The organism is Mycobacterium sp. Soil_C_30 (genome assembly GCF_057656995.1).
This window is the reverse complement of record NZ_JBDGJH010000016.1, coordinates 79150-97676: the sequence shown is the minus strand read 5'-3', so window position 1 is coordinate 97676 and position 18527 is coordinate 79150. Positions and strand designations below refer to the sequence as shown.

At 66.5% G+C, this 18527-nt stretch carries 20 protein-coding genes and 2 pseudogenes; 13 read left to right on the top strand and 9 right to left on the bottom strand.

Translation table 11 applies throughout. The features are described 5' to 3' along the window. Positions 1 to 42: 42 nt before the first annotated feature. The 3 genes from AC3A6P_RS25235 to AC3A6P_RS25225 all read right to left on the bottom strand — a co-directional run bounded on the left by AC3A6P_RS25235 (position 43) and on the right by AC3A6P_RS25225 (position 3489). Positions 43 to 2226, bottom strand: coding sequence for an acyltransferase family protein (locus tag AC3A6P_RS25235; RefSeq protein WP_487694772.1), 2184 nt, complete (start codon positions 2224 to 2226; stop codon positions 43 to 45). Between the two features lie 298 nt (positions 2227 to 2524). Next, positions 2525 to 3103: an ATPase gene (locus tag AC3A6P_RS25230; RefSeq protein WP_487694692.1), complete on the bottom strand. Its 579-nt coding sequence runs from the start codon at positions 3101 to 3103 to the stop codon at positions 2525 to 2527. Continuing rightward, positions 3100 to 3489 carry a TA system antitoxin ParD family protein gene (locus AC3A6P_RS25225; RefSeq protein ID WP_487694691.1) on the bottom strand — a complete coding sequence of 130 codons (390 nt, stop codon included), beginning with the start codon at positions 3487 to 3489 and terminating at the stop codon, positions 3100 to 3102. Before AC3A6P_RS25225 ends, AC3A6P_RS25230 begins: the two co-directional genes overlap by 4 nt. A gap of 110 nt (positions 3490 to 3599) precedes the next feature. Between AC3A6P_RS25225 and AC3A6P_RS25220 the strand changes: the two genes are divergently transcribed. After that, entirely contained in the window at positions 3600 to 4064 is a 465-nt protein-coding gene (locus tag AC3A6P_RS25220; protein WP_487694690.1) for an SRPBCC family protein, read from the top strand. A 34-nt stretch (positions 4065 to 4098) separates the two neighbouring features. On the opposite strand, the gene AC3A6P_RS25215 is transcribed toward AC3A6P_RS25220, so the two are convergent. Together AC3A6P_RS25215 and AC3A6P_RS25210 are read right to left on the bottom strand one after the other, a co-directional pair. Next, positions 4099 to 4455: a CPCC family cysteine-rich protein gene (locus AC3A6P_RS25215; RefSeq protein WP_487694689.1), complete on the bottom strand. Its 357-nt coding sequence runs from the start codon at positions 4453 to 4455 to the stop codon at positions 4099 to 4101. Between the two features lie 174 nt (positions 4456 to 4629). Then, positions 4630 to 5484 carry an alpha/beta hydrolase gene (locus AC3A6P_RS25210; protein WP_487694687.1) on the bottom strand — a complete coding sequence of 285 codons (855 nt, stop codon included), beginning with the start codon at positions 5482 to 5484 and terminating at the stop codon, positions 4630 to 4632. A 95-nt stretch (positions 5485 to 5579) separates the two neighbouring features. Between AC3A6P_RS25210 and AC3A6P_RS25205 the strand changes: the two genes are divergently transcribed. From AC3A6P_RS25205 to AC3A6P_RS25195, 3 genes are all read left to right on the top strand, one after another. Continuing rightward, positions 5580 to 6146, top strand: a complete 567-nt coding sequence (locus AC3A6P_RS25205) for a TetR/AcrR family transcriptional regulator (protein WP_487694686.1) — start codon at positions 5580 to 5582, stop codon at positions 6144 to 6146. Between the two features lie 92 nt (positions 6147 to 6238). Next, positions 6239 to 6643: a nuclear transport factor 2 family protein gene (locus AC3A6P_RS25200; protein WP_487694685.1), complete on the top strand. Its 405-nt coding sequence runs from the start codon at positions 6239 to 6241 to the stop codon at positions 6641 to 6643. Between the two features lie 21 nt (positions 6644 to 6664). Beyond that, positions 6665 to 7357 (top strand): helix-turn-helix transcriptional regulator, encoded by a 693-nt coding sequence (locus AC3A6P_RS25195; RefSeq protein WP_487694684.1) that lies wholly within the window; start codon positions 6665 to 6667, stop codon positions 7355 to 7357. A gap of 6 nt (positions 7358 to 7363) precedes the next feature. Here AC3A6P_RS25195 and AC3A6P_RS25190 read toward each other — a convergent pair whose 3' ends face one another. Then, complete coding sequence (locus tag AC3A6P_RS25190) at positions 7364 to 8173, bottom strand: LLM class F420-dependent oxidoreductase (protein ID WP_487694682.1); 810 nt, start codon at positions 8171 to 8173, stop codon at positions 7364 to 7366. 133 nt (positions 8174 to 8306) lie between these two features. On the opposite strand from AC3A6P_RS25190, the gene AC3A6P_RS25185 reads away from it, so the two are divergent. The 4 genes from AC3A6P_RS25185 (at position 8307) to AC3A6P_RS25170 (ending at position 11457) form a co-directional block, all read left to right on the top strand. After that, positions 8307 to 9092: a hypothetical protein gene (locus AC3A6P_RS25185; RefSeq protein WP_487694681.1), complete on the top strand. Its 786-nt coding sequence runs from the start codon at positions 8307 to 8309 to the stop codon at positions 9090 to 9092. Positions 9093 to 9177: 85 nt separating this feature from the next. Continuing rightward, a complete protein-coding gene (locus tag AC3A6P_RS25180; RefSeq protein WP_487694680.1) occupies positions 9178 to 9531 on the top strand; it encodes a metallopeptidase family protein in 354 nt (117 codons plus the stop codon). Between the two features lie 182 nt (positions 9532 to 9713). Then, a complete protein-coding gene (locus tag AC3A6P_RS25175; protein WP_487694679.1) occupies positions 9714 to 10505 on the top strand; it encodes an SDR family oxidoreductase in 792 nt (263 codons plus the stop codon). 58 nt (positions 10506 to 10563) lie between these two features. Continuing rightward, entirely contained in the window at positions 10564 to 11457 is an 894-nt protein-coding gene (locus AC3A6P_RS25170) for a helix-turn-helix transcriptional regulator (protein WP_487694678.1), read from the top strand. Between the two features lie 133 nt (positions 11458 to 11590). Here the strand turns inward: AC3A6P_RS25170 and AC3A6P_RS25165 are convergent, their stop codons facing one another. After that, positions 11591 to 12121, bottom strand: coding sequence for a hypothetical protein (locus AC3A6P_RS25165; protein WP_487694676.1), 531 nt, complete (start codon positions 12119 to 12121; stop codon positions 11591 to 11593). 223 nt (positions 12122 to 12344) lie between these two features. After that, positions 12345 to 13769 carry a dihydrolipoyl dehydrogenase family protein gene (locus tag AC3A6P_RS25160; protein WP_487694675.1) on the bottom strand — a complete coding sequence of 475 codons (1425 nt, stop codon included), beginning with the start codon at positions 13767 to 13769 and terminating at the stop codon, positions 12345 to 12347. A 179-nt stretch (positions 13770 to 13948) separates the two neighbouring features. Here AC3A6P_RS25160 and AC3A6P_RS25155 point away from each other — a divergent pair, with 179 nt between their 5' ends. Both AC3A6P_RS25155 and AC3A6P_RS25150 read left to right on the top strand, forming a co-directional pair. Then, on the top strand, positions 13949 to 14155 hold the full coding sequence (locus tag AC3A6P_RS25155; RefSeq protein ID WP_487694674.1) for a DUF2191 domain-containing protein: 207 nt from the start codon (positions 13949 to 13951) through the stop codon (positions 14153 to 14155). Between the two features lie 325 nt (positions 14156 to 14480). Then, positions 14481 to 14561, top strand: a pseudogene (locus tag AC3A6P_RS25150) (acetyltransferase); the annotation flags it as partial. Here the strand turns inward: AC3A6P_RS25150 and AC3A6P_RS25145 are convergent. Beyond that, positions 14533 to 15087, bottom strand: coding sequence for a hypothetical protein (locus AC3A6P_RS25145; protein WP_487694672.1), 555 nt, complete (start codon positions 15085 to 15087; stop codon positions 14533 to 14535). The pseudogene AC3A6P_RS25150 and the gene AC3A6P_RS25145 sit on opposite strands and share 29 nt — an antisense overlap. Here AC3A6P_RS25145 and lnt point away from each other — a divergent pair. The 3 genes and pseudogenes from lnt to AC3A6P_RS25130 all read left to right on the top strand — a co-directional run bounded on the left by lnt (position 15086) and on the right by AC3A6P_RS25130 (position 18282). Beyond that, entirely contained in the window at positions 15086 to 16645 is a 1560-nt protein-coding gene (gene lnt / locus AC3A6P_RS25140; protein ID WP_487694671.1) for an apolipoprotein N-acyltransferase, read from the top strand. The two genes, AC3A6P_RS25145 and lnt, sit on opposite strands and share 2 nt — an antisense overlap. Positions 16646 to 16683: 38 nt before the next feature. Beyond that, positions 16684 to 16980, top strand: a pseudogene (locus AC3A6P_RS25135) (transposase); the annotation flags it as partial. 147 nt (positions 16981 to 17127) lie between these two features. After that, positions 17128 to 18282: a resuscitation-promoting factor gene (locus AC3A6P_RS25130; RefSeq protein ID WP_487694771.1), complete on the top strand. Its 1155-nt coding sequence runs from the start codon at positions 17128 to 17130 to the stop codon at positions 18280 to 18282. Positions 18283 to 18527 lie beyond the last annotated feature (245 nt).

Here is an 18527-nt window from a genome sequence, read left to right as displayed (position 1 = left end):
GCGATCGAAACGCCAGGTTTGGCTTACCTCGGGGGGTGTTGCTCAGCGGTGGGCGAGCGCGCGGTCGGCCAGCGCTCCGAGCGCCGGCGCCAACAGCTCGGAGTACTCGTGCGTCAGGTGTCCGGCGTCGAAGTACACCATGGTGTTGCCGACGATCGCGGGGCAGCGGTTCGCGGAACAGAACAGTCCGTCGACGTCGGCGTACTGCCCACCGCCGGCTTCGGTTGCGGCGGCCTCCGCCGCAACGCCGGGTGCGTGTTCCACCCCTCGCGCCGCTGCACATGCGGTGGCGTCGTCGAGGTGGCCGGACAGGCACAGCGGCACCGGCGCGGGTGGTTCGGCGGTCGGTCCCAGCACCAGCACCTGTGCACCGGTTGCCTGCAGCTCCTGCACCAGGCGGGTCAGGCTGCTCATCCATGCCTGGTCATAGATCTTCAAACCCGGCCGCAGTGTGTGGGCGCCGGTGGCGTCGTAGGCACGTGCCGAGCTCACCACGATCAGCTGCGGCCGCTCGGCGCGCAACCGGTCCATGATGTGAGTGCGCCACTGCGCGCAGCGGTGGAACTCCTCGGCCAGACCGTTGAAGTACTCGCTCATGGGCAGGTTCGTTATCGGACAGCCCGCCTTGGCCATCATCAACAGCCGCCAGTGCCGCTGCTCGGCGATGCGCTGAAATGCCGGATTGAACATCGCGGCACGGGAATCGCCGATCAGCGCCACCGTGGTCGGGGCGCCGGAATCACCCTCGGCGCATTCGGGATGTCCGGATTCGAAGGGCAGCACACGCAGGCAGCCGTTGGTCAAGATGCCCAGCTGTTGGGCCGTCTGGTCGGTCAGCGGCGGGTTCAGGTTCGACGGAACGGCTCTGAGGTCCACTGATGCCGCGACAGCAGCTTGTACCTCATCGAAGGCGTTCTGCACCGCGGCGTCGTACGCCGCCATGCCAGATCCTGCGGGGGCGGGCACAGCAGTGGTGATCAAAGGGTCAGCCGCCGGGCCCCGGCCCACCGCGTTCGGCACCCAGACCAGGAGAAGCACGCCCACACACACCGCCACCGCGGTGGCGGCACCGCCGACGGTCAGGCTGACCCTGGGAGAGCGGCGCACACGACCGGCGAATCGCACCGGATTCTCGATGTATCGCAAGGTGAGCACCGCCAGCCCCAGTGAGACCAGGGCCGCCGCCAGCTTGGTGGCCAACCCGACGTCCTGGCCCAGCAGTGCCGGAGTGAGCACCAGAACCGGCCAGTGCCACAGGTACCACGAGTACGACACCTTTCCGATCGCACCCATCGTCGACAACCCGAGCAGGCGGCCGCATCCCTGTACCGGTGCGGCGCACCCGGCGCCCAGCACCAGGACCGCGCCCAGAGTGGGCACCAGCGCGGCGACACCCGGATAGCTGGTGGCTCCCGTCATCTGGGTGCACGCCAGCAGGATCAGCGCCAGCCCCGCCCATCCCGCGGCTACAGCAGCTCGGATGGGAAGCCGGCGCCAGTACATGACCGTGAGAGCCACCAGGCCGCCGACGGCCAACTGCCAGGCGCGGGTGGGCAATGAGAAGAACGCCACGGCGGGAATGAGGTAGGTGATCACCACCGACAGCGCGAACGACACGGCGACGATCAAGGCGAGGAGCACCACATAGGGGCGCACCGACGGACCGGTGTTGCGTCGGCGTACCCGTCGGAGGAGCCAGGCCGTGCCGATGATCAGGATGGGCCATACGAAGTAGAACTGTTCTTCGACGCCCAGCGACCAGTAGTGCTGGAACGGCGACGGAGACAACACGCTCTGATGGCCGAAGTACTGCACGCCTGAGCTGATGAACCAGTAGTTGCTGACGTACAGCGCGCTGGTGATCCCGTCGATGGTGACCGACCGAATCTGCAACGGGGGGAGCAGCAACGCCGAGGCGATCATGGTGACAACACCCACCACCGCTGCGGCCGGCAGCAGTCGGCGCGCCCGCGCACCGTAGAAATTGCGCAATCGGACGGTGCCGGTTGTGCTGGCCTCACGCCACAGCAGCCCGGTGATCAGGAAGCCCGAGATGACGAAGAAGACGTCCACGCCGACGAAGCCGCCACTCAGGCCGGGCAGGTCAGCGTGAAACAGGACCACGGCCAGCACCGCTACGGCGCGCAGGCCCTGGATGTCGGGTCGAAACCCGTTGTCAGCCGAGGGCCTCGCAGGTTCCCGGGCCGGGGACGCTGTGGTGGGCAGAGCATCGTGTTGCGAGCGGGCGGTCGTCACGGTTCCGAACCTGCGCAGCCCAAAAGAACCACTGCTTCCCCCACATCTGTGCCTTCCCACCCCGAATCCGCGCAGGCGTGACGCGCGCGGATTTGCTACTTCAGCCGCTATCTATACATCGAAAGCAGCCGCGATCAAACACGAATTCAAAAAAATCGCAGGTTGATGCATTTGAATTCAGATGGTCGTCGGGCAGCCGGCGGGCGGTTGGGCGGCGGCGGTTCGTTGCCGATATCAACGGCAGGGCAGCTGCAACGCCGCGGTCGCCCTAGTTCGGCCAGCGCCGGGACAGCTCCTCGGATGCCCACGCCGGCCACGTCGGCGCGCCGATGACCGTGCCGCCGGTCAGTTGCGCGACGATCCGGGGCCCTTCGAGCCGTGAGTTGTCGTAAATTGTTGCGGTGTCGGTGATTTCGATTGCGTCGGCCACCAATTGCCACAAGCGGCGGTGCCGTTCACGGATCTTGTCTTCAGGCACGTCGTGTCCGCCATGACGGACGCGTCGCTTCACACGTTCCACGGCGAGGTCTTCGGGGATCAGCACCACGTGCAGAGCGATCACGTAGCCCGCCGCGTGAGCGGCGTGAATCAACTCCAGCTTCGACGGATGCGAAAAGACGGTCTCGGCGAGGAACGACATGCCGGCCTCGATCAGCTTGGCGCGGGTGTCTGCCGCGATCCGTGCCGCGTCGTAGGCGTGGGCAGCGGGATTCTCGGGCCAACGCTTTTTTGCGATCTCGTCAGCGTTGACGAAGGCACTGCGCGGCAGCAGCGGTGCCAACGTCACCGCGATGAACGTCGACTTTCCCGCACCGTTCGGTCCGACAACGAGGTCGAGACGCTTCACCTGTCGACGTCAACCACCGAGGTGGTGCCGTCGGGCCGGTATTCGACGATCTCGCCGTCATCGTTGAGTGCCACCGTGGTGATGCCCTGCGCTGCCAGCGTGTCACCGTAGTGGGCGGCGGCCAGGGACTCCTCGATGGCGGCCGAGATCTCCGCGTTGAAGACGAGCCCTTCTTCCTCGGAGAGTCGGTTGGTGTCCACGTCGCCTGCCAGTGCCGCCTCGATGCGGCGCCGCGAGGCGGTCTGATGGCTCGATACCGCCCGGCCCACCCGGGCCCAATGATCGAGTTGCTGCTTGGCGGACCTGCTTTGCCGGGCACCTTCAGCAGCGGCGCTGTCCACCAGGTCCGCGGCAACCCTGGTGACGCGATCGGCTACGTTCGTCATGTCCGCACCTCCTGTAGCAAGATGCTACGCCTTGTAGCGGAATGCTACAGCCGCCGCCCAGGTACCCAGGCAACGTTGCCGTATCGGGCAGGTTTCGGCAGTGTGGAGTGATGAGCGACAACGAGAAGGTCACTGTCGAACGAACCATCACCGCACCCGTGGACGCGGTTTTCGACGTCCTGTCCAACCCTGCGCGACACCAAGCGCTCGACGGCTCCGGGTTCATCCGCAGTGTGGACCACGCTGATCGGATCCAGAAGGTCGGCGAGGTGTTCACCATGAACATGCAGGGCGATCACATGGGCGGGGAATACAAGACCGACAACCACGTGTCCGGTTATGCGAAGGACAAGCTGCTGGCCTGGAAGACCGCGCCCGCCGGCACCGAGCCGCCCGGGTGGGAGTGGCTGTGGGAGTTGGAGTCTCAGGGGCCGAAGGAAACCCTGGTGCGTCACACCTACGACTGGTCGAAGGTCACCGACAAGAAGCTGCTGGAGAAGGTGAAGTTCCCGTTGGTCACCGAGGCTCAGCTGAACGACACGCTGGCGCGACTGGCTGCCGAGGTGTCGTCCTGAGGAGGCCGTTCCGGGCTGGTTGATGGACCGGGGACTACCACGGTCTGGGCTCGACGGGCGGTACGTGCGGAAGACGTTCACCGCCCCGCTCGACGTACGCCGCGCGCGCGGCGTCCAGACTCAATCCCTTGTTGGGCCCACCTCGGACGACGTGGCTGTCGTGGTCGTCTTGTCCGTCGTCCTGCCAACCACATTCGTCGCAGATCTCGTCGCCGCCGCGCTCCGTCAGGGTCACGTGCCCGCAGCACGGGCAAGAGTAGCCGTCCGGGTTCCCCCTTGCCATGACATGCAGCTGCGAGGTGTAGAAGTCGAACCACCGGTTGCGCATGGCGAGAATTTCTTCGTCACTCATCGACGGGTCATCGCCCGGGCCGCGTACAACACCGCTCATCGTCAGCGTCCTCCGAACTCGGACCTCTGCTCGCGTATGGACACACAACGGGACCATCGAGGCCAGCGTCATCGCATTGTCCCAGAGCGCGGCGACGTCCGGGGACGCTTACGCATAGACGACAGAGGTAGTGGACTGCAGGCGGGGCATCGGCCGTGACGTGTCGGTGCGGGCTCACAGCGCACGGCAGGTCCTGAGGTAGCTGAGAAACGATGCCTGTAGGCCCGTCACGTGCGTTTCGTGCAGCATCTCGCTGGTGACCGCTTCACTGCGTGCGGTGAGGCGATGAAGGACGGTGGCGGTGTTCTTCGCGAGGTTTTGGTAGATGGCCAGGTCTCCGAGAAGCTCTCGGTCGTTGAAGGTCACGTGAAGCTTGGCAGCACGCTCACTGTCGCCCAACTGGTGGAGTTGGGCGAAGATCTGACTGTCTTCAGCGACGACGCCGGGGCTGCCCGCTCCGATGCTGTCGAAGAGCGCGGCGCCGCTGAGCCAGGTGTAGAGGCTGAAAAGTCCGCCGTAGGAGTAGCCGAAAAGGCCGTGACCGCTTGCGGCTGCGCCATAGTCGCGTTCGATCCGGGGGTGCAAGTCCGCGGTGAGGAAGTTCAGGAATGCATCGGCGTGGGTGTCGCGTAGCTCGGCGAGGTAGGCGTCGGCTTCCTCGCGTGTGCGCGCGCCCGCTTGCACACCCATCTCCACGGCATCGATGAGCTCCTTGGCGATGGGCTCGCCGGGTGGCACGAAGTCCCTGTTGCGCAGCCGATCCCAGTCCTGTGCTTCCTCGCCCGCGTAGCCGACGCTGACCTGGATGTAGGGCTGGATCCGCTGCATGGGGTCCATTTGGGTGACGATGAGCGGAGCCGTCAGGCCCACAGCCCAGTTCCCGTCGAGCACATACACGACAGGCGCTTGCGTCATTTCGGGGTTGTAGCCCGGCGGCGTGGTGACCCAAACGCCGTAGTCATGCCCACCGCCGGAACGCATTTCGAAATAATCGGTGTCGGCGAGACAGCCATGCCACATGGAGCTCATCAAAATCCTTCACAGCTCGGCGGGCCTCGCAGCGCGGCGCCCACAACGTTTCTTATCCATTGGAAAATTGGTTATCCAATGGATAAACTGCCGGGGTGAGCTTGTCAAGCGCGGAACGCAGAGGCGACGCACGCGACCGTCTGCTGGCTCGGCTTCTCGACGCCTTCGAGGACGACCTTCCCTCACCGGAAGTGTCGCTGCGCGAGGTCGCCGCCCGGGCCGAGACCAGCCACGCTCTGCTGCGATACCACTTCGGTTCACTCTCGGGCGTCTTGGCGGCCATGCTCACGGTGCAACGAGCTCGTGACAACGCGGCGCTGTTCAAGACCGCCCAGCAGGGCACCTTTGACGACCTCGTCGTGGCGATCTGGCGGGCCTATACCCGCCCAGGGCAGCTGTCGCGTGTCCGCGGCTTCTTTCACGTAGTAGGACTCGCCGCGTACAGCCCGGGGGACTTCCGTGAGTTCATCGAGTCGCTCGACGACCTGACCATGATGCTGGCGTCGCTCGCCGAACGCGAAGGGCACGACACCAAGGAGGCGCTGAGTATGGCGACCGTCGCCATTGCTGCTATTCGTGGGCTGCTCTTGCAAAACGTGCTGACTCCTGCGGCCCACTCGAAGGACGCGGTCGCCTTGATCCTGCGGGCCGTGAGCAAGTAGTCACGATTGAACTCTCAGCGCTGTGTTGTGCCCTCGACGTGGCACTGAAACACCGACATACCGTTGTCGCAGCAGTGTCTGATGCTGATGTCATGAACAAGAACGCAAACATGGTGGAGACAAACTCGGCTGCTGCGGATGCGGCGCTCGCGGTGTGGTTGGAGATGTGGAACTCCGATGGTGAGATCGCCCGTCGGATCTGCAGTGAAGATTTCCGGATTCACTTCCTGAACTCCGACACCGACGGGTCGAACCCGGGCGACGATGTGCTGGGCGCGGACAGTTTCGCTCGGTTCCTGGAGTCGTATCACCGACTTCATCCGAGAACGGTGTTCACCGAAGTAGCGCGTGCCGTCGACGGCGCGCACGGGCGGATGCTGTGGAACGTGCAGGACGGGGAACTGGCTGCGGGCGGTGTCGATGTCTTCGACTTCACCGAGCATGGGCTGATCCGCGAGGTGTGGTCGGTGGGCGGGACGCGCGCACACCTGCGCTGAGACCGGGGGAGACTCACATCCATGAGGAGAGCCGAGCGGTTGTACGCGCTGGTGGATCGGCTGCGGGGAGCACGCCGGCCGTTGTCGGCCGCTCGGCTCGCCGACGAGTTCGAGGTGTCGAAGCGCACGATCGAGCGGGACATCTCCTCGCTTCAGCTTGCCGGGGTCCCGATCTATGCCGACCACGGAGTGTCGGGCGGTTACTCGATCCTGCGGGAACACTCCCTGCCGCCGCTGAATCTCACGGTGCCGGAGTCGCTGGCGGTGCTCGCGGGGCTCGGTCTGCTGGAGACCTCGCCGTATGGTGCAGCAGCCCGGCGGGCGCGGGCGAAAATCCTTGCAATCAGCCGCGAGGAACAGCTCGCGCCTGTCGACGAGGCGCTGGCGTCGATGTTCGTCATCGACGCTCAGCCCCCGTCGGAGGCCGCGATCTCACTGATTCCCGAGGCGATCGCCGCGCGCAGAATCGTCCGGTTGGACTACACCTCGCAGGACGGCGAGACCCGCACCACCCGTGACGTGGAGGCGATGGGTCTGCTGCGCGGAGGTGATGCGTGGGTGTTCGTGGGATGGTGCCGGCTGCGCGAAGGCATCCGCGGATTTCACCTCGACCGCATCCGGCACCTGGAGATCACCGAAGAGGTGTTCTCCGAACGGGATTCCGCGGTGCTGGATGCGGACCTGTCGCGGTGGCGCACCCGAAGGCTCGGGTAACGGGGGTCAACCGTTGTCGCGCCAGGAGAGCACCTCTTTCAACGACGCGAGATCGTAACCGTTGTCGGCGGTGAGTTCGGTCTGGAACAACGTGACTCCTGCCTCGCGGAAGGCATCGGCGCTGTCGGCGTTCTCCCAGAGCGTCGAGCGTTCGATATCGGCGCCGTTACGGCCGAACGTCGCTGCCAATTCGTCGACGCGGTCGCTGGACCTGCGGAACGCATCGAGGTCCTGAAACGCGTGCCAGATGTCGGCGTGCCGGGCAACAGCAGGCAACGAGCGCTTGGGCCCCGTGCCGCCGATGAGGATCGGAAGCTTGCGCACGGGCGGCGGAATCAGTGCGGCGAGCCGGTTTTCGATGCGGATCAGACTCTCGTCGAACAGATCGAAGCGAGAGCCGAAGGTGCCGAATTCGTAACCGTAAGTGGTGTAGTCCTTTTCGTACCACCCCGCGCCGAGGCCCAGGATGAGCCGGCCGCCGCTGATGTGGTCGACAGTGCGCGCCATGTCGGCGAGCAGGTCCGGGTTGCGGTAACCGACGCCGGTGACGAGGAGCCCGATCTCGGCGTGTGAGGTGATCTCACCCCACGACGCGAGCGCGGTCCAACCCTCGAAGTTGGCGACGTCGGGCTGCTCGTCGAACATCACGGGCTTGCCGTCGACCAGAGCCTTCATCGCCGGGCGGTGAAAGTGGTCATAGCCGAAGATCACGTCGACGCCGAGGTCGTCGGCGGCCAGGACGGCCTCGCGCCACGTGGCGTAATCGGGCGCGCCGCCGGGCTGGATCTGCACGGCGACGCGGACGGGACGGGTCATGGATGCTCCTGCGTGGGAGGGAGAAGTCACTTCTGAGCCAAGTTCGCCAGTTGCGGGTTTATTCCGTGACCCATCCGGGCGACCCGCGGTTCCGAATGCTCGGTGAACCCCAACGGCGCGACCGAGGAAGGCCATGACACCGACCGAACACGCTCCGCCCACCACTGCTCGATCGACCCGGCCATGGCGTTGGATCGCCATGATCCTGGCGCTGACACAACTCGCCGCACCTGTCGTGGCGAACGCAGTCGCGGGGAACTTCCTGCAGGATGGCGCGACGAACGAGGCCCTGATCACCCCTGCCGGGTACGCGTTCAGCCTGTGGGGACTGATCACGCTGCTCAGTGCGGTGACGATGATCGCCGTGCTGCGGTTCGGCCTGGGCTCGTGGTGGGAGACCGCCGTGCTGGTGGACGCGAGTCTGGTGTTCCTCGGTTTCAGCGTCTGGCTGCTTGTGGCGGCGCAGGAATGGTACTGGGTGAGCGTGGTGGTGTTCGCGGTAATGGGGTGCGGCCTCGTCCACATCATGCGGCTCCTCGTCCGGCGCCGGCATGACCTCAACTGCCCGCCGTGGCTGGCGACGTTGGCCACGCTGACCTTCGGGTTGTACCTCGGGTGGAGCAGCATCGCGGTGTTCGCCAACGTCGCGGCAGCCGTGATCTCCGCCGGAGCGACGCCGACCACCGTGTGGTGGCAGCTGATCGTGTTGATCTCGGCGACGGTGGTCGCAGTCGGGGTGACGAACATCCTGAACGGCACGCCGGGCTATGTCGCCGGAGTGGTGTGGGCGCTGGTGGCGATCACGATCGGTGCATCGCAGCGGGGGAGCGCACCGCTGGCCGCGACGGCCGGCGCGGCCGTCGTCGCCGTCGTGGGCGCGGCGGTGCTGGCCCTGCGCCGTCGACGTGTTGCGCGGTGAGAGCGCCTGCCATACCGCAGGACGTTCTGCGAGCATCGTCGGTTGGCAGGGGACCAAACGACCGGGGTCTGGCACCATGGCTGGGATGGATGCGCGTTCGGTCGAGGATCCGTTCGAGGAGGCCATCGACGATGCCCTGGGCTCCCTGCCGGCCGAACTCCGTGCGGCGATGAGCAACGTCGAGATCGTGGTCGAGGACGAGCCTCCCGCCGGACAACGGTTACTCGGCCTCTATCAGGGCGTGCCGCTGTGGCGGCGAACCAGCTGGTACAGCGGAGCGCTTCCCGACAAGATCAGCATCTTTGCCGGCCCGCTCACGCGACTCGCCGCCGGCGATGCCGAACGTCTGCGCCGCGAGATCAGGCACGTCGTATTCCATGAGATCGCACATCATTTCGGGATCAGCGACCAGCGGCTGATCGAGCTCGACCGCTACTGAGCGCGGACAAGGGGGAGTCTGGCAGTACCCCTACTACGGGGATCTCCTCGGCATGTCGAATTCCGCCTAACTTGCTAGAGGGTCCGACTGACGGAGGAGAGAACCGTCTCTTCAGTGAGCAGGACCGAAGACACGACGGTGGAAGCTGACAATTTCTACGACCAACCAGAAAGGCGCCGCAGGTGACCAACCGATTCGCAACGCATGCAGAGCTTTTCGGCCTTGGTGGAAAGCGTGCCCTGGTCACCGGTGGCACCAGGGGCATCGGGATGATGATCGCGCGCGGGCTCCTCCAGGCGGGCGCCCGCGTGGTCATCAGCTCACGCAACGCAGACGCGTGCGCCCAGGCGCAGGAACAGCTGTCGGAATTCGGTGATGTCTGGGCGGTCCCCGCTGATCTGTCCCGGCACGAGGAGTGTGACCGCCTCGCTCAGCTCGTCACGGTCGATTCCGGGAGTCTCGACATCCTGGTCAACAATGCGGGCGCATTGTGGGACGAGCCGCTGGCCACGTTCCCCGACGAAGCCTGGGACACGGTCCTCGACCTCAATCTGAAGTCGCCGTTTTGGCTGGTGCAGGCGCTGCTGCCGGCACTTCGCAGCGCTGGGACCGCCGACGATCCCGCGCGGATCATCAACATCGGCAGCATCGCCGCCATCCATATCCCGAACCGGCCCAACTACTCGTACTCCAGCAGCAAAGCTGCGCTACATCAACTCACCAGGGTGCTCGCCAAGGAGCTCGGCCCGCAGCACGTCACGGTGAATGCGGTGGCGCCGGGACCGTTCCCGTCGACGATGATGGCGGCAACCCTCGACGAGTTCGGCGAGGCGATCGCGGCATCGGCTCCGCTGCGCCGGATCGGCCGCGACGACGACATGGCGGGTGTCGCGGTGTTCCTCGCCAGCCGGGCGAGCGCTTATCTGACCGGCACCGTCGTCCCCGTCGACGGGGGAATCGCCACGACAGCGTAGAACTTCAGGGTATTGGCGGTACCTCCCTGGGGATGCGGCGCGGGCCTACGGTGAATGTATGGCCGCCACGCTTGATCTGCGCACCGAGATCCGAGAGTTCCTGAGGTCGCGTCGCGCCCGTATCGCCCCCGAGATGGCTGGCCTGCCCGCCTACGGTGGCAAGCGTCGGGTCCAGGGCCTGCGTCGAGAGGAGGTTGCGCTACTTGCTGGGGTCTCGGTCGAGTATTACGTGCGCATCGAGCGCGGCAACCTGGCCGGCACCTCAGAGGGTGTGCTCGACGCACTGGGCACAGCCTTACAACTGACCGACGCGGAGCGCGATCACCTGTTCCATCTCGCACGCCAGTCCGGGGTGTCCGGCGGTCGACGGCACCGCAGGACTTCCGCGACGGTGCGTCCGGCGCTACAGGAGGTGCTCGACGCCATCACCGGTGCGCCGGCGTTGATCCGCAACAGCCGTTACGACGTGCTCGCCATGAATCACGTTGGGCGCGCGTTGTATTCACCACTGCTGGCCGACCCGCGGCGGCCCGCCAACCCAGCACGGTTCGTGTACTTGAATCCCGGCGAGGCGAGGAAGTTCTTTGTCGACTACGACCATGCGGCGCGAAATGCGGCCGCGATGCTGCGTATGGAAGCGGGTCGCAATCCAAACGACGAGGAGCTCATCGCCTTGGTCGGTGAATTGTCAACGCGCAGTGAGCTATTCCGGCAGCAGTGGGCATCTCGGGACGTCCGGCTGAAAGGGCATGGGAGCAAGAAGGTGAACCATCCCGTGGTAGGGCGGCTCGACCTCAACTTCGAGTCCATGGATCTGCCCGCCGAACCTGGCCTGCAGTTGAATATCTACACCACGCCTGCGGGAGGGCCGTCCGCTGACAATCTGGCTTTGTTGGCGTCGTGGGCCAGCCAGGAGACGTTGGCTACCGAGCTTCATGCCCCCAGCGGATAACTCATCCCGTGGTCACTAGGACGGCCACAAGCGACGACGTGACGTCAGCTCCTTCGAAAGGGCCCAGGCGAGGGGATACCTCACCTGGGCCTTCGTCCACCGTGGGCCGCCGCCCACGAGGCGGGTTGAGCAGCTAGGCGCCCGCGTTGCGAGCCGTCACGGCCGCAGCCGTTGTCTGGGCAGTGGACTGCGCGATGGGAACAGCCACGGCATCAGCTTCGTCATGGACGGCCTGCGCCTGCCCATCGAACGCGGACAGATCCTTGATCTTCTGCGCGGCCAGCACCTCAGCGAGTAGGGCCTCGTCGTACTTTGCCTCAGCAGCCTGGGCCCCCTTGCGCGCCTCTTCGGCTTCGCGTTGGGCCTTGCTTCGCGCCTTGCGCAGCGTCTCCCGCTGTTCAGCCGACGACTTGAGCGCGCGCTTGAGTTCGGCCTGCTGGTCGATGGCGGCTTGCAGCGCGGCCTCATCGGCGCTGCGCCGTTCGGCATTTTCCTCGAGCCGTTCCAACACGAGGGAGAGCCGGTTCTCGGCTTGGGCCGCCGCTTCTTCTGCGGCCTGCCACTTGCCGCGCGGCTCATCCAAGGCGGCGTGATCGACCTCCAAGTCGGCGTTGGTGTCGGTAGTCGTGGTGACGGGCTGGTCCCGTGCGTCTGCGGTTGCCATGAATTGACTCTTTTCTCATCGGTGTTGTCGCGTAGCGGGCGCGTGATGTCCCTCGGCTCACCCGTGGATTGACGGGGCCGATGCTAGGGAGTTCCCCATACGCGACGTTGCAACCGTGGGGCCGCGCACAGACGTGCGCCGATCGCCGGTGAAGGCCCATAGGTGTTACACGGCAAAACGGATTCTGCCTATGACTCGGCAATCTTTGATTACGTCGTTCTCATCACGCTGATGGTTCGACACCGGGCGCAAGACTGCTCCAGAGCCGGCGTGTCGGACGGACGCCAAGCCGGCTCGCCAGCATCTGCGCCGCCTGACTGACACCCTCGGTGAAGGTCGGAAACGCGAATTGGAGTTCGGCGACGTCTTCGATGCGCATGCCCGCCGCCATGCAGGCCGCAACCATCTGGATCACCTCGGCCGAGTACTCGCCGACAACATGTGCGCCGAGGATGTGCCTTTCGGTGGTGTCGACGATGAGCTTGCAGAAGCCGGCCGGGTGCCCATCCGCGATCGGGCGCAGCAGATCCTCGTAGCGGGCCACGGCCACAGCACAGTCGTAGCTTGCACGGGCTTGCTCTTCGGTCAGCCCGACGCTGCCGTATTCAGGATTGGTGAAGCTCCCGCCGGGGACGATGTCGTGCAGGATGCGACGTTTCGCGTCGAGCACGGCGTTCTCGGCGGCTACGCGCCCTTCGAGGATTGCGCTGCTGACAACCATGCTGTTCCCGTCGACGTCGCCGGCAGCGAAGATGTGGGGGACATTGGTGGCCTGGAAAACGTCTGCCTTCACGTAGCCACGTTCGGTCACCACGCCGGCGGCGGCCGCGTCGATGAGGTCGGCATTGCCGGGCCAGCCGACGGCGAAGAACACCGCGTCGAAGTCGAGGGTTCTGGACTCGTCGCCGACGCGGTAGAGGATGCGCACGCCGGGCTGGAGGGCCTCGATTTGTTGCACTGCGGCGTCGGTGAACACATCGATGCCGCGTGCCTGGAAAGCCTGTTGGAGCTCTACCGAGACCTCGGCATCGGCTCGCTGAACGATTCGGGGGGCATACTCGAAAAGCGTTACTTGGCAACCGAAGTCCGCGAGGATTGAAGTGAGCTGGCACCCCGTGTCAGCCGCCCCGATGACGCCGACCCTGCGGGGCAACGTGGTCAGCGAGCGCAGGTCTTCGTAGGTCAGGCCGAGTTCGGCGCCAGGGATGGGCAATCTCCCGGCCGTACCGCCGACGGCGATGATCACCCGATCCCCAGTCCACGTTCGGCCGTCGGCGACGGCGACCGTGTGCGCGTCGGTAAACCGGGCGTCACCGGCCTCTTCGATGAGGTCGATTCCGGCGGTACGGATCTGCTCGGCCATCCGCTTGCGTTCATACGCGTAGTCGGCCACCCGCTGGGCGTTGGCCAGGACGGCGGCCAGGTCGACCTCCGGACCCGGCCCGCGCAGCCCGAACCGCTCCCACGAGCTCCAGTCCCGCACCAGCCGCGCCGCCCGCGCCAGCGTGCGCACCGGCGCGGGCCCGTGATTGAGGGCGGTGCCGCCGACGCGTCCTCGCTCGATGAGCGTGACTTCAGCGCCCAACTCCGCGGCGTGCAATGCCGCCGTGACACCAGCGGGACCGCCTCCGATGACAACTACGCGCATCTGTGCTGCTCCCTGATCGTCTTCAGCGCCAGCCGTTCAGGACGAAGTATCTGTCGTGCCGTCGCACAGCGCAGGGGATTGCGGCTCGAAGAGCGCTGCCTTCAGTTGCGTCGATGAACCGCTATCACGGCAGATGAATTCCTGTGGGCGTTTTGTATATACCTGTGGAGGCTGGACAGATGACCAAACGCCTGATCGAACTCGACGATGACCTGCTGGCTGCCGCGCAGCGAGAGCTCAAGACGTCCGGCGTATCCGACACGGTGCGCATCGCCTTGCAGCAAGCCGCAGCATCGTCTGCGCGTGCACGCCAGGTCGCATGGTTACGAGATGGCGGTCTAGGGGAGATGGCTGAACCCGAACCGCGTGGTGACGTGTGGCGTTGATTGCTCGGTACCTCGTTGACACCAGCGCGGCAGCACGGATGACATATCTGGAATCGCCTCGAAGCTTGCCCCACTTATTGAGGCCGGATTGGTCGCGACCACGGCACAACTCGATGCCGAGGCGCTCTACAGCGCCCGCAATTCTGCCGAGTATGAACAACCCTGGTCCGACCGGCGTTTGGCTTACGAATTCCTGCCAACCAAGGGCGAAGATTGGCAGACGGCACTGGGCGCACAACGACAGCTGGCCAGCACTGGCCGCCACCGCGCAGTGGGCATGGCCGACCTCTTGATCGCCACGCTCGCGAATGCTCACGACGTCCACCGCCGGGTGTGCGAATACGCGGGGTGTGTCTTTCTCGGCGAGCACGACATGGTCAACCGGCGAATGGCGCTCTACGCGTTGGCGCGCACCGCTGACGACGCCCCCAAGCCGGTCGGCGCGTAGCCGTCGCACTGGCGGCCCATCCGGCGGCGATCGCGGAGAGGACATGCCATACGCCGTGGTACTGCCAGAGACTGTCGGGCCGGCACATCGGTGAGTCGGAACGCCCCGCGGCGTAGGCGATCAGGCCCACCGCGAACAACCCGGCCGCCGGCGCCCAGACCGAACGCCAGTGCCGACGCCGGCTGCGGGCGAGAAGAGCGACATAGACGACGCCCGTAGCGATGATCGGCAGGTCGTGCGCCGGCTTGGCCCACGACGGCGCAGGCCCGTGGTAGGCGAAGCTGCCGATCCCGACGGCCACGAGCACCACGGCGGCACCCCATGCGAGCGGCGACCTGCCCCACACGGCCCAGCAGAGGACGACCATCCCGGCGGCGACGTAGGCCAGACTGGTGACGGCCAGGACGGGCTGCGCCAGCGCTTCATCGACGATGCGCTCGCAGTCCGATTGGCCGAAACCTGCGGAAGCGGTGAGGAACCGCATGGTCGATCACCGTAGCGTGGGTGGCATCTCAGCGTGGGCGGTTGGTGGTGTGAGCGCATTGTCGTGGAGGTGGGCCTGGCCAGCCCTTGGGGCGGCGTTCGTCGCGGGCGCACTGCCGTCGCTGTCGTTCCCCGCTCCCTCGTGGTGGTGGCTGGCCTGGGTCAGCATCACCCCGCTCCTGGCGGTGGTGCGCACGGCGCCGCGCGCCGGGGCCGCCGCCCTGAGGGCGTGGTGCGGGATGGCGGGCTACATCCTCGCCACCCAGTATTGGCTGCTGCCCAGTGCCGGACCGCTGGTGATCGTGCTGGCCATCGGGCTGGGCGCGCTGTGGGTGCCGTGGGGTGTGGCCGCGTACTTGCTTCTGAGCGAACCGGTCACGGTCCGCAGGACCTTCGCCGCCATCGCGGTGTTGCCGAGTGCCTGGGTCCTGGCCGAAGCGGTGCGCTCTCTGCCCGCTCTGGGCGGTCCGTGGGCACCGCTCGGCGCGACGCAGTGGAACGAACCGGCCACCCTGGCCTCCGCCTCCCTCGGCGGCGTGTGGCTGACCAGCTTTGTAATCGTCGCCACGAACACCGCGATCGTGGGGGCCCTTCTGCATCGGCATGTCGCTGTCCGCGTCGCCGCAGCCGCCGTGGCGCTGGTCTGCGCGGCGCTCGGCCCGGCCTGGTTCTGGCTCGGACCGGTGTCGCCGGCCGGGCAGACCGTCCGGGTGGCGCTCGTGCAGCCGGGCGACATCGACGACGCCGGGGCCCGTCAGGCGGCCAGCGAAGCGCTGACCCGCGACCTGCGGGGCCAGCGCCTCGATCTGGTCGTCTGGGGTGAGAGCAGCGTCGGAGTGGATATCACGGGCCGGCCGGAGGAAATGAGGCGCCTGGTGGACCTCTCGCGGTGGGTCAGTGCGGACCTGCTGGTCAACGTCGACGCCCGCGATCGCACAGGCGCCATCCGCAAGTCGTCGGTCCTGATCGGACCCGACGGGCCGCGCGGTACGTATTCCAAGATGCGGCTGGTGCCGTTCGGCGAGTACGTGCCGCTGCGGCCGGTGTTCGGCTGGGCCACGCGGCACACGAAGGCCGCAGCGGAGGACCGGCAGCGCGGCGGCGGACTCGAGGTGCTGCATACCGGTCGGGGGATGGCCATCGGGCCGCTGATCAGCTTCGAGACCACGTTCTCCGATCTTCCACGCGAGCTGGTCCGGCGCGGCGCCCAGTTGCTGGTGTTTCAGAGCTCCACCTCGACGTATCAAGGGAGTTGGGCCCAGCCGCAGTTGGCCAGCAAGGTCGCGGTGCACGCCGCCGAAGTGGGCCACCCGGCGGTGCACACCGGGTTGTCCGGCGTCAGCTCCGCTTTCGACGCCCGTGGTCGGCGCCTCGGCTGGTATGACGCCACGGACAGTGGCGTGATCGCGGTCGACGTTCCGCTCGGATCCCACACCACGGGGTTCCAGCGGTTCGGCAATTGGGTACTGGCGACGGCGCTTTCGGTCCTCCTCTGCGCTTCCGCAGTGGCGGCCCTGCGGTACCGCTCAGCTCGTCGCGCAACACGCCGGACAGGGTGAGCTGCTGGGAGGTGACCCAGGGGCATGATGTGTCGCTGATGAACCTTTTGCCCTCGGTCGACAGCGCGAATCGGCAATCTGCCGATGACCTGTCGGCCGAAGAGCTGGCCCGGCTGATCGCCATACTGGTCGACGGGCGCACCGATCTCACGCGCTTGTGGTCTGCCGACGGGCGTGACGGGGCAGCAGACGATCCGCGGCTGATGGCCGGGATCCTGTTGTACGGCTTCGCCACCGGAGTCATGTCGTCGCGGACGATCGCGCGGAAATGCGCCGACGACGCCTGCTTTCGATGGCTGGCCGCGGGCCAGATCGTGGATCACCGTGCGATTGCACGATTCCGCAGGGTGCACCTGGACCCGTTGACGTCGCTGTTCGTCCAGGCGCTGGAGCGGTGTCAGACCGCCGGTGTCGTTCGGCTGGGCCGCATCCCGCTGTACGGCATGACGAGGGACGCAATAGTCGAGATAGTCCTGGACCTGATGGACGCCGCCGAGCGAGCCGATGCGGCCGGGGACGGCGCCCGCGAGGGCGTGCGCGCAACGTCGCACGCGCGACGCGGCCTCGTCGGCGCCCTTCTGGTGGCGCTGATCTGCGCCGGCGGCTACACCGTGGCGGCGACCAAGCGTGTGACGCTGTCCGTCGACGGCGCCTCGACGACCGTGTCGACGATGAAGTGGCGGGTGGGCGATGTCCTGCGGGACAACGGCTATTCCGTCGGTGAGCACGACGAGGTCAGCCCGAGCACCGACCAGTCGGTACAGGCGGCCGACACCATCGTGCTCAGACGCCCCCGGCCACTTCAGGTCTCGGTCGACGGGCAACCGGGCGAGCAGGTGTGGACCACGGCGCTGACCGTCGATGACGCCCTCGAACGGCTGTCGATGGACGACGTCGCGCCCGTCGCCGCGTCGCGTGCCGCCAGCGTGCCGCTGACCGGGATGGAGCTGCGGGTGGTGACCCCGAAACAGGTGCAGATCAACGACGGCGGCGTCCTGCACGAGCGGCGGCTGGCCGCAGCAACCGTCGGCCAGCTGTTGGTGGCCGCGGGCGCACCGCTTCAGCAGGCCGACACCGTCACGCCGTCGGCGTCGACGCCGGTCGTCGCGGGTATGCACATCGTCGTGACCCGGATCAGGGTGCACAAGGTCTCCGAGCGCCTTCCCCTCCCTGCGCCGCTACGGCGCATCCACGACCCGACGATCAATCTCAGTCGCCGAATCGTCGATGACCCCGGCGCGCCCGGCGTCCAGGACGTCACGTTCGCCGTGTCGACGGTCAACGGCCGGGTGACCGGACGGCAGGTGCTGGCTCGCCAGGTCGTCTCACCCGCCCGGGCTCAGGTGCAGCGGGTCGGTGCGAAGCCGGGTACTCAGCTGCCGCCGGTGAGAAACGGCCAAACGTGGGACGCGCTCGCCAAGTGCGAATCCAGCGGCAACTGGGGGATCAACACCGGCAACGGTTTCTACGGCGGCGTGCAGTTCACCCAGAGCACCTGGGAGAGCTTCGGCGGACTCCGCTTCGCGCCGCGCGCGGACCTGGCCACCCGTGAGGAGCAGATCACGATCGCCGAGCTCACCCGAGCCAGTCAGGGGTGGGGCGCCTGGCCGGTGTGCAGTAAGAGGGTGAGGCGCTGACGTATGTGCAGTGCCAACATCCGCCACAGCGACACCACTAGCGCAGCACGGTGCACGTCTCCGGGTCGACCACCAGGGTGGCCGTTGAGCGTGGCAATACGCAATGCTCTAGTTGACATAATGTGGCTTATCGGCACTTTACCGACTTGCAGGTACGTGGCCTGGGCGTCTTCGAGCCCCGTGTCGCTCAGTCTGCCTCTGGGTGATCTCCAACTCTCACTCAACGGCCACCGCCTCAGGGCCGT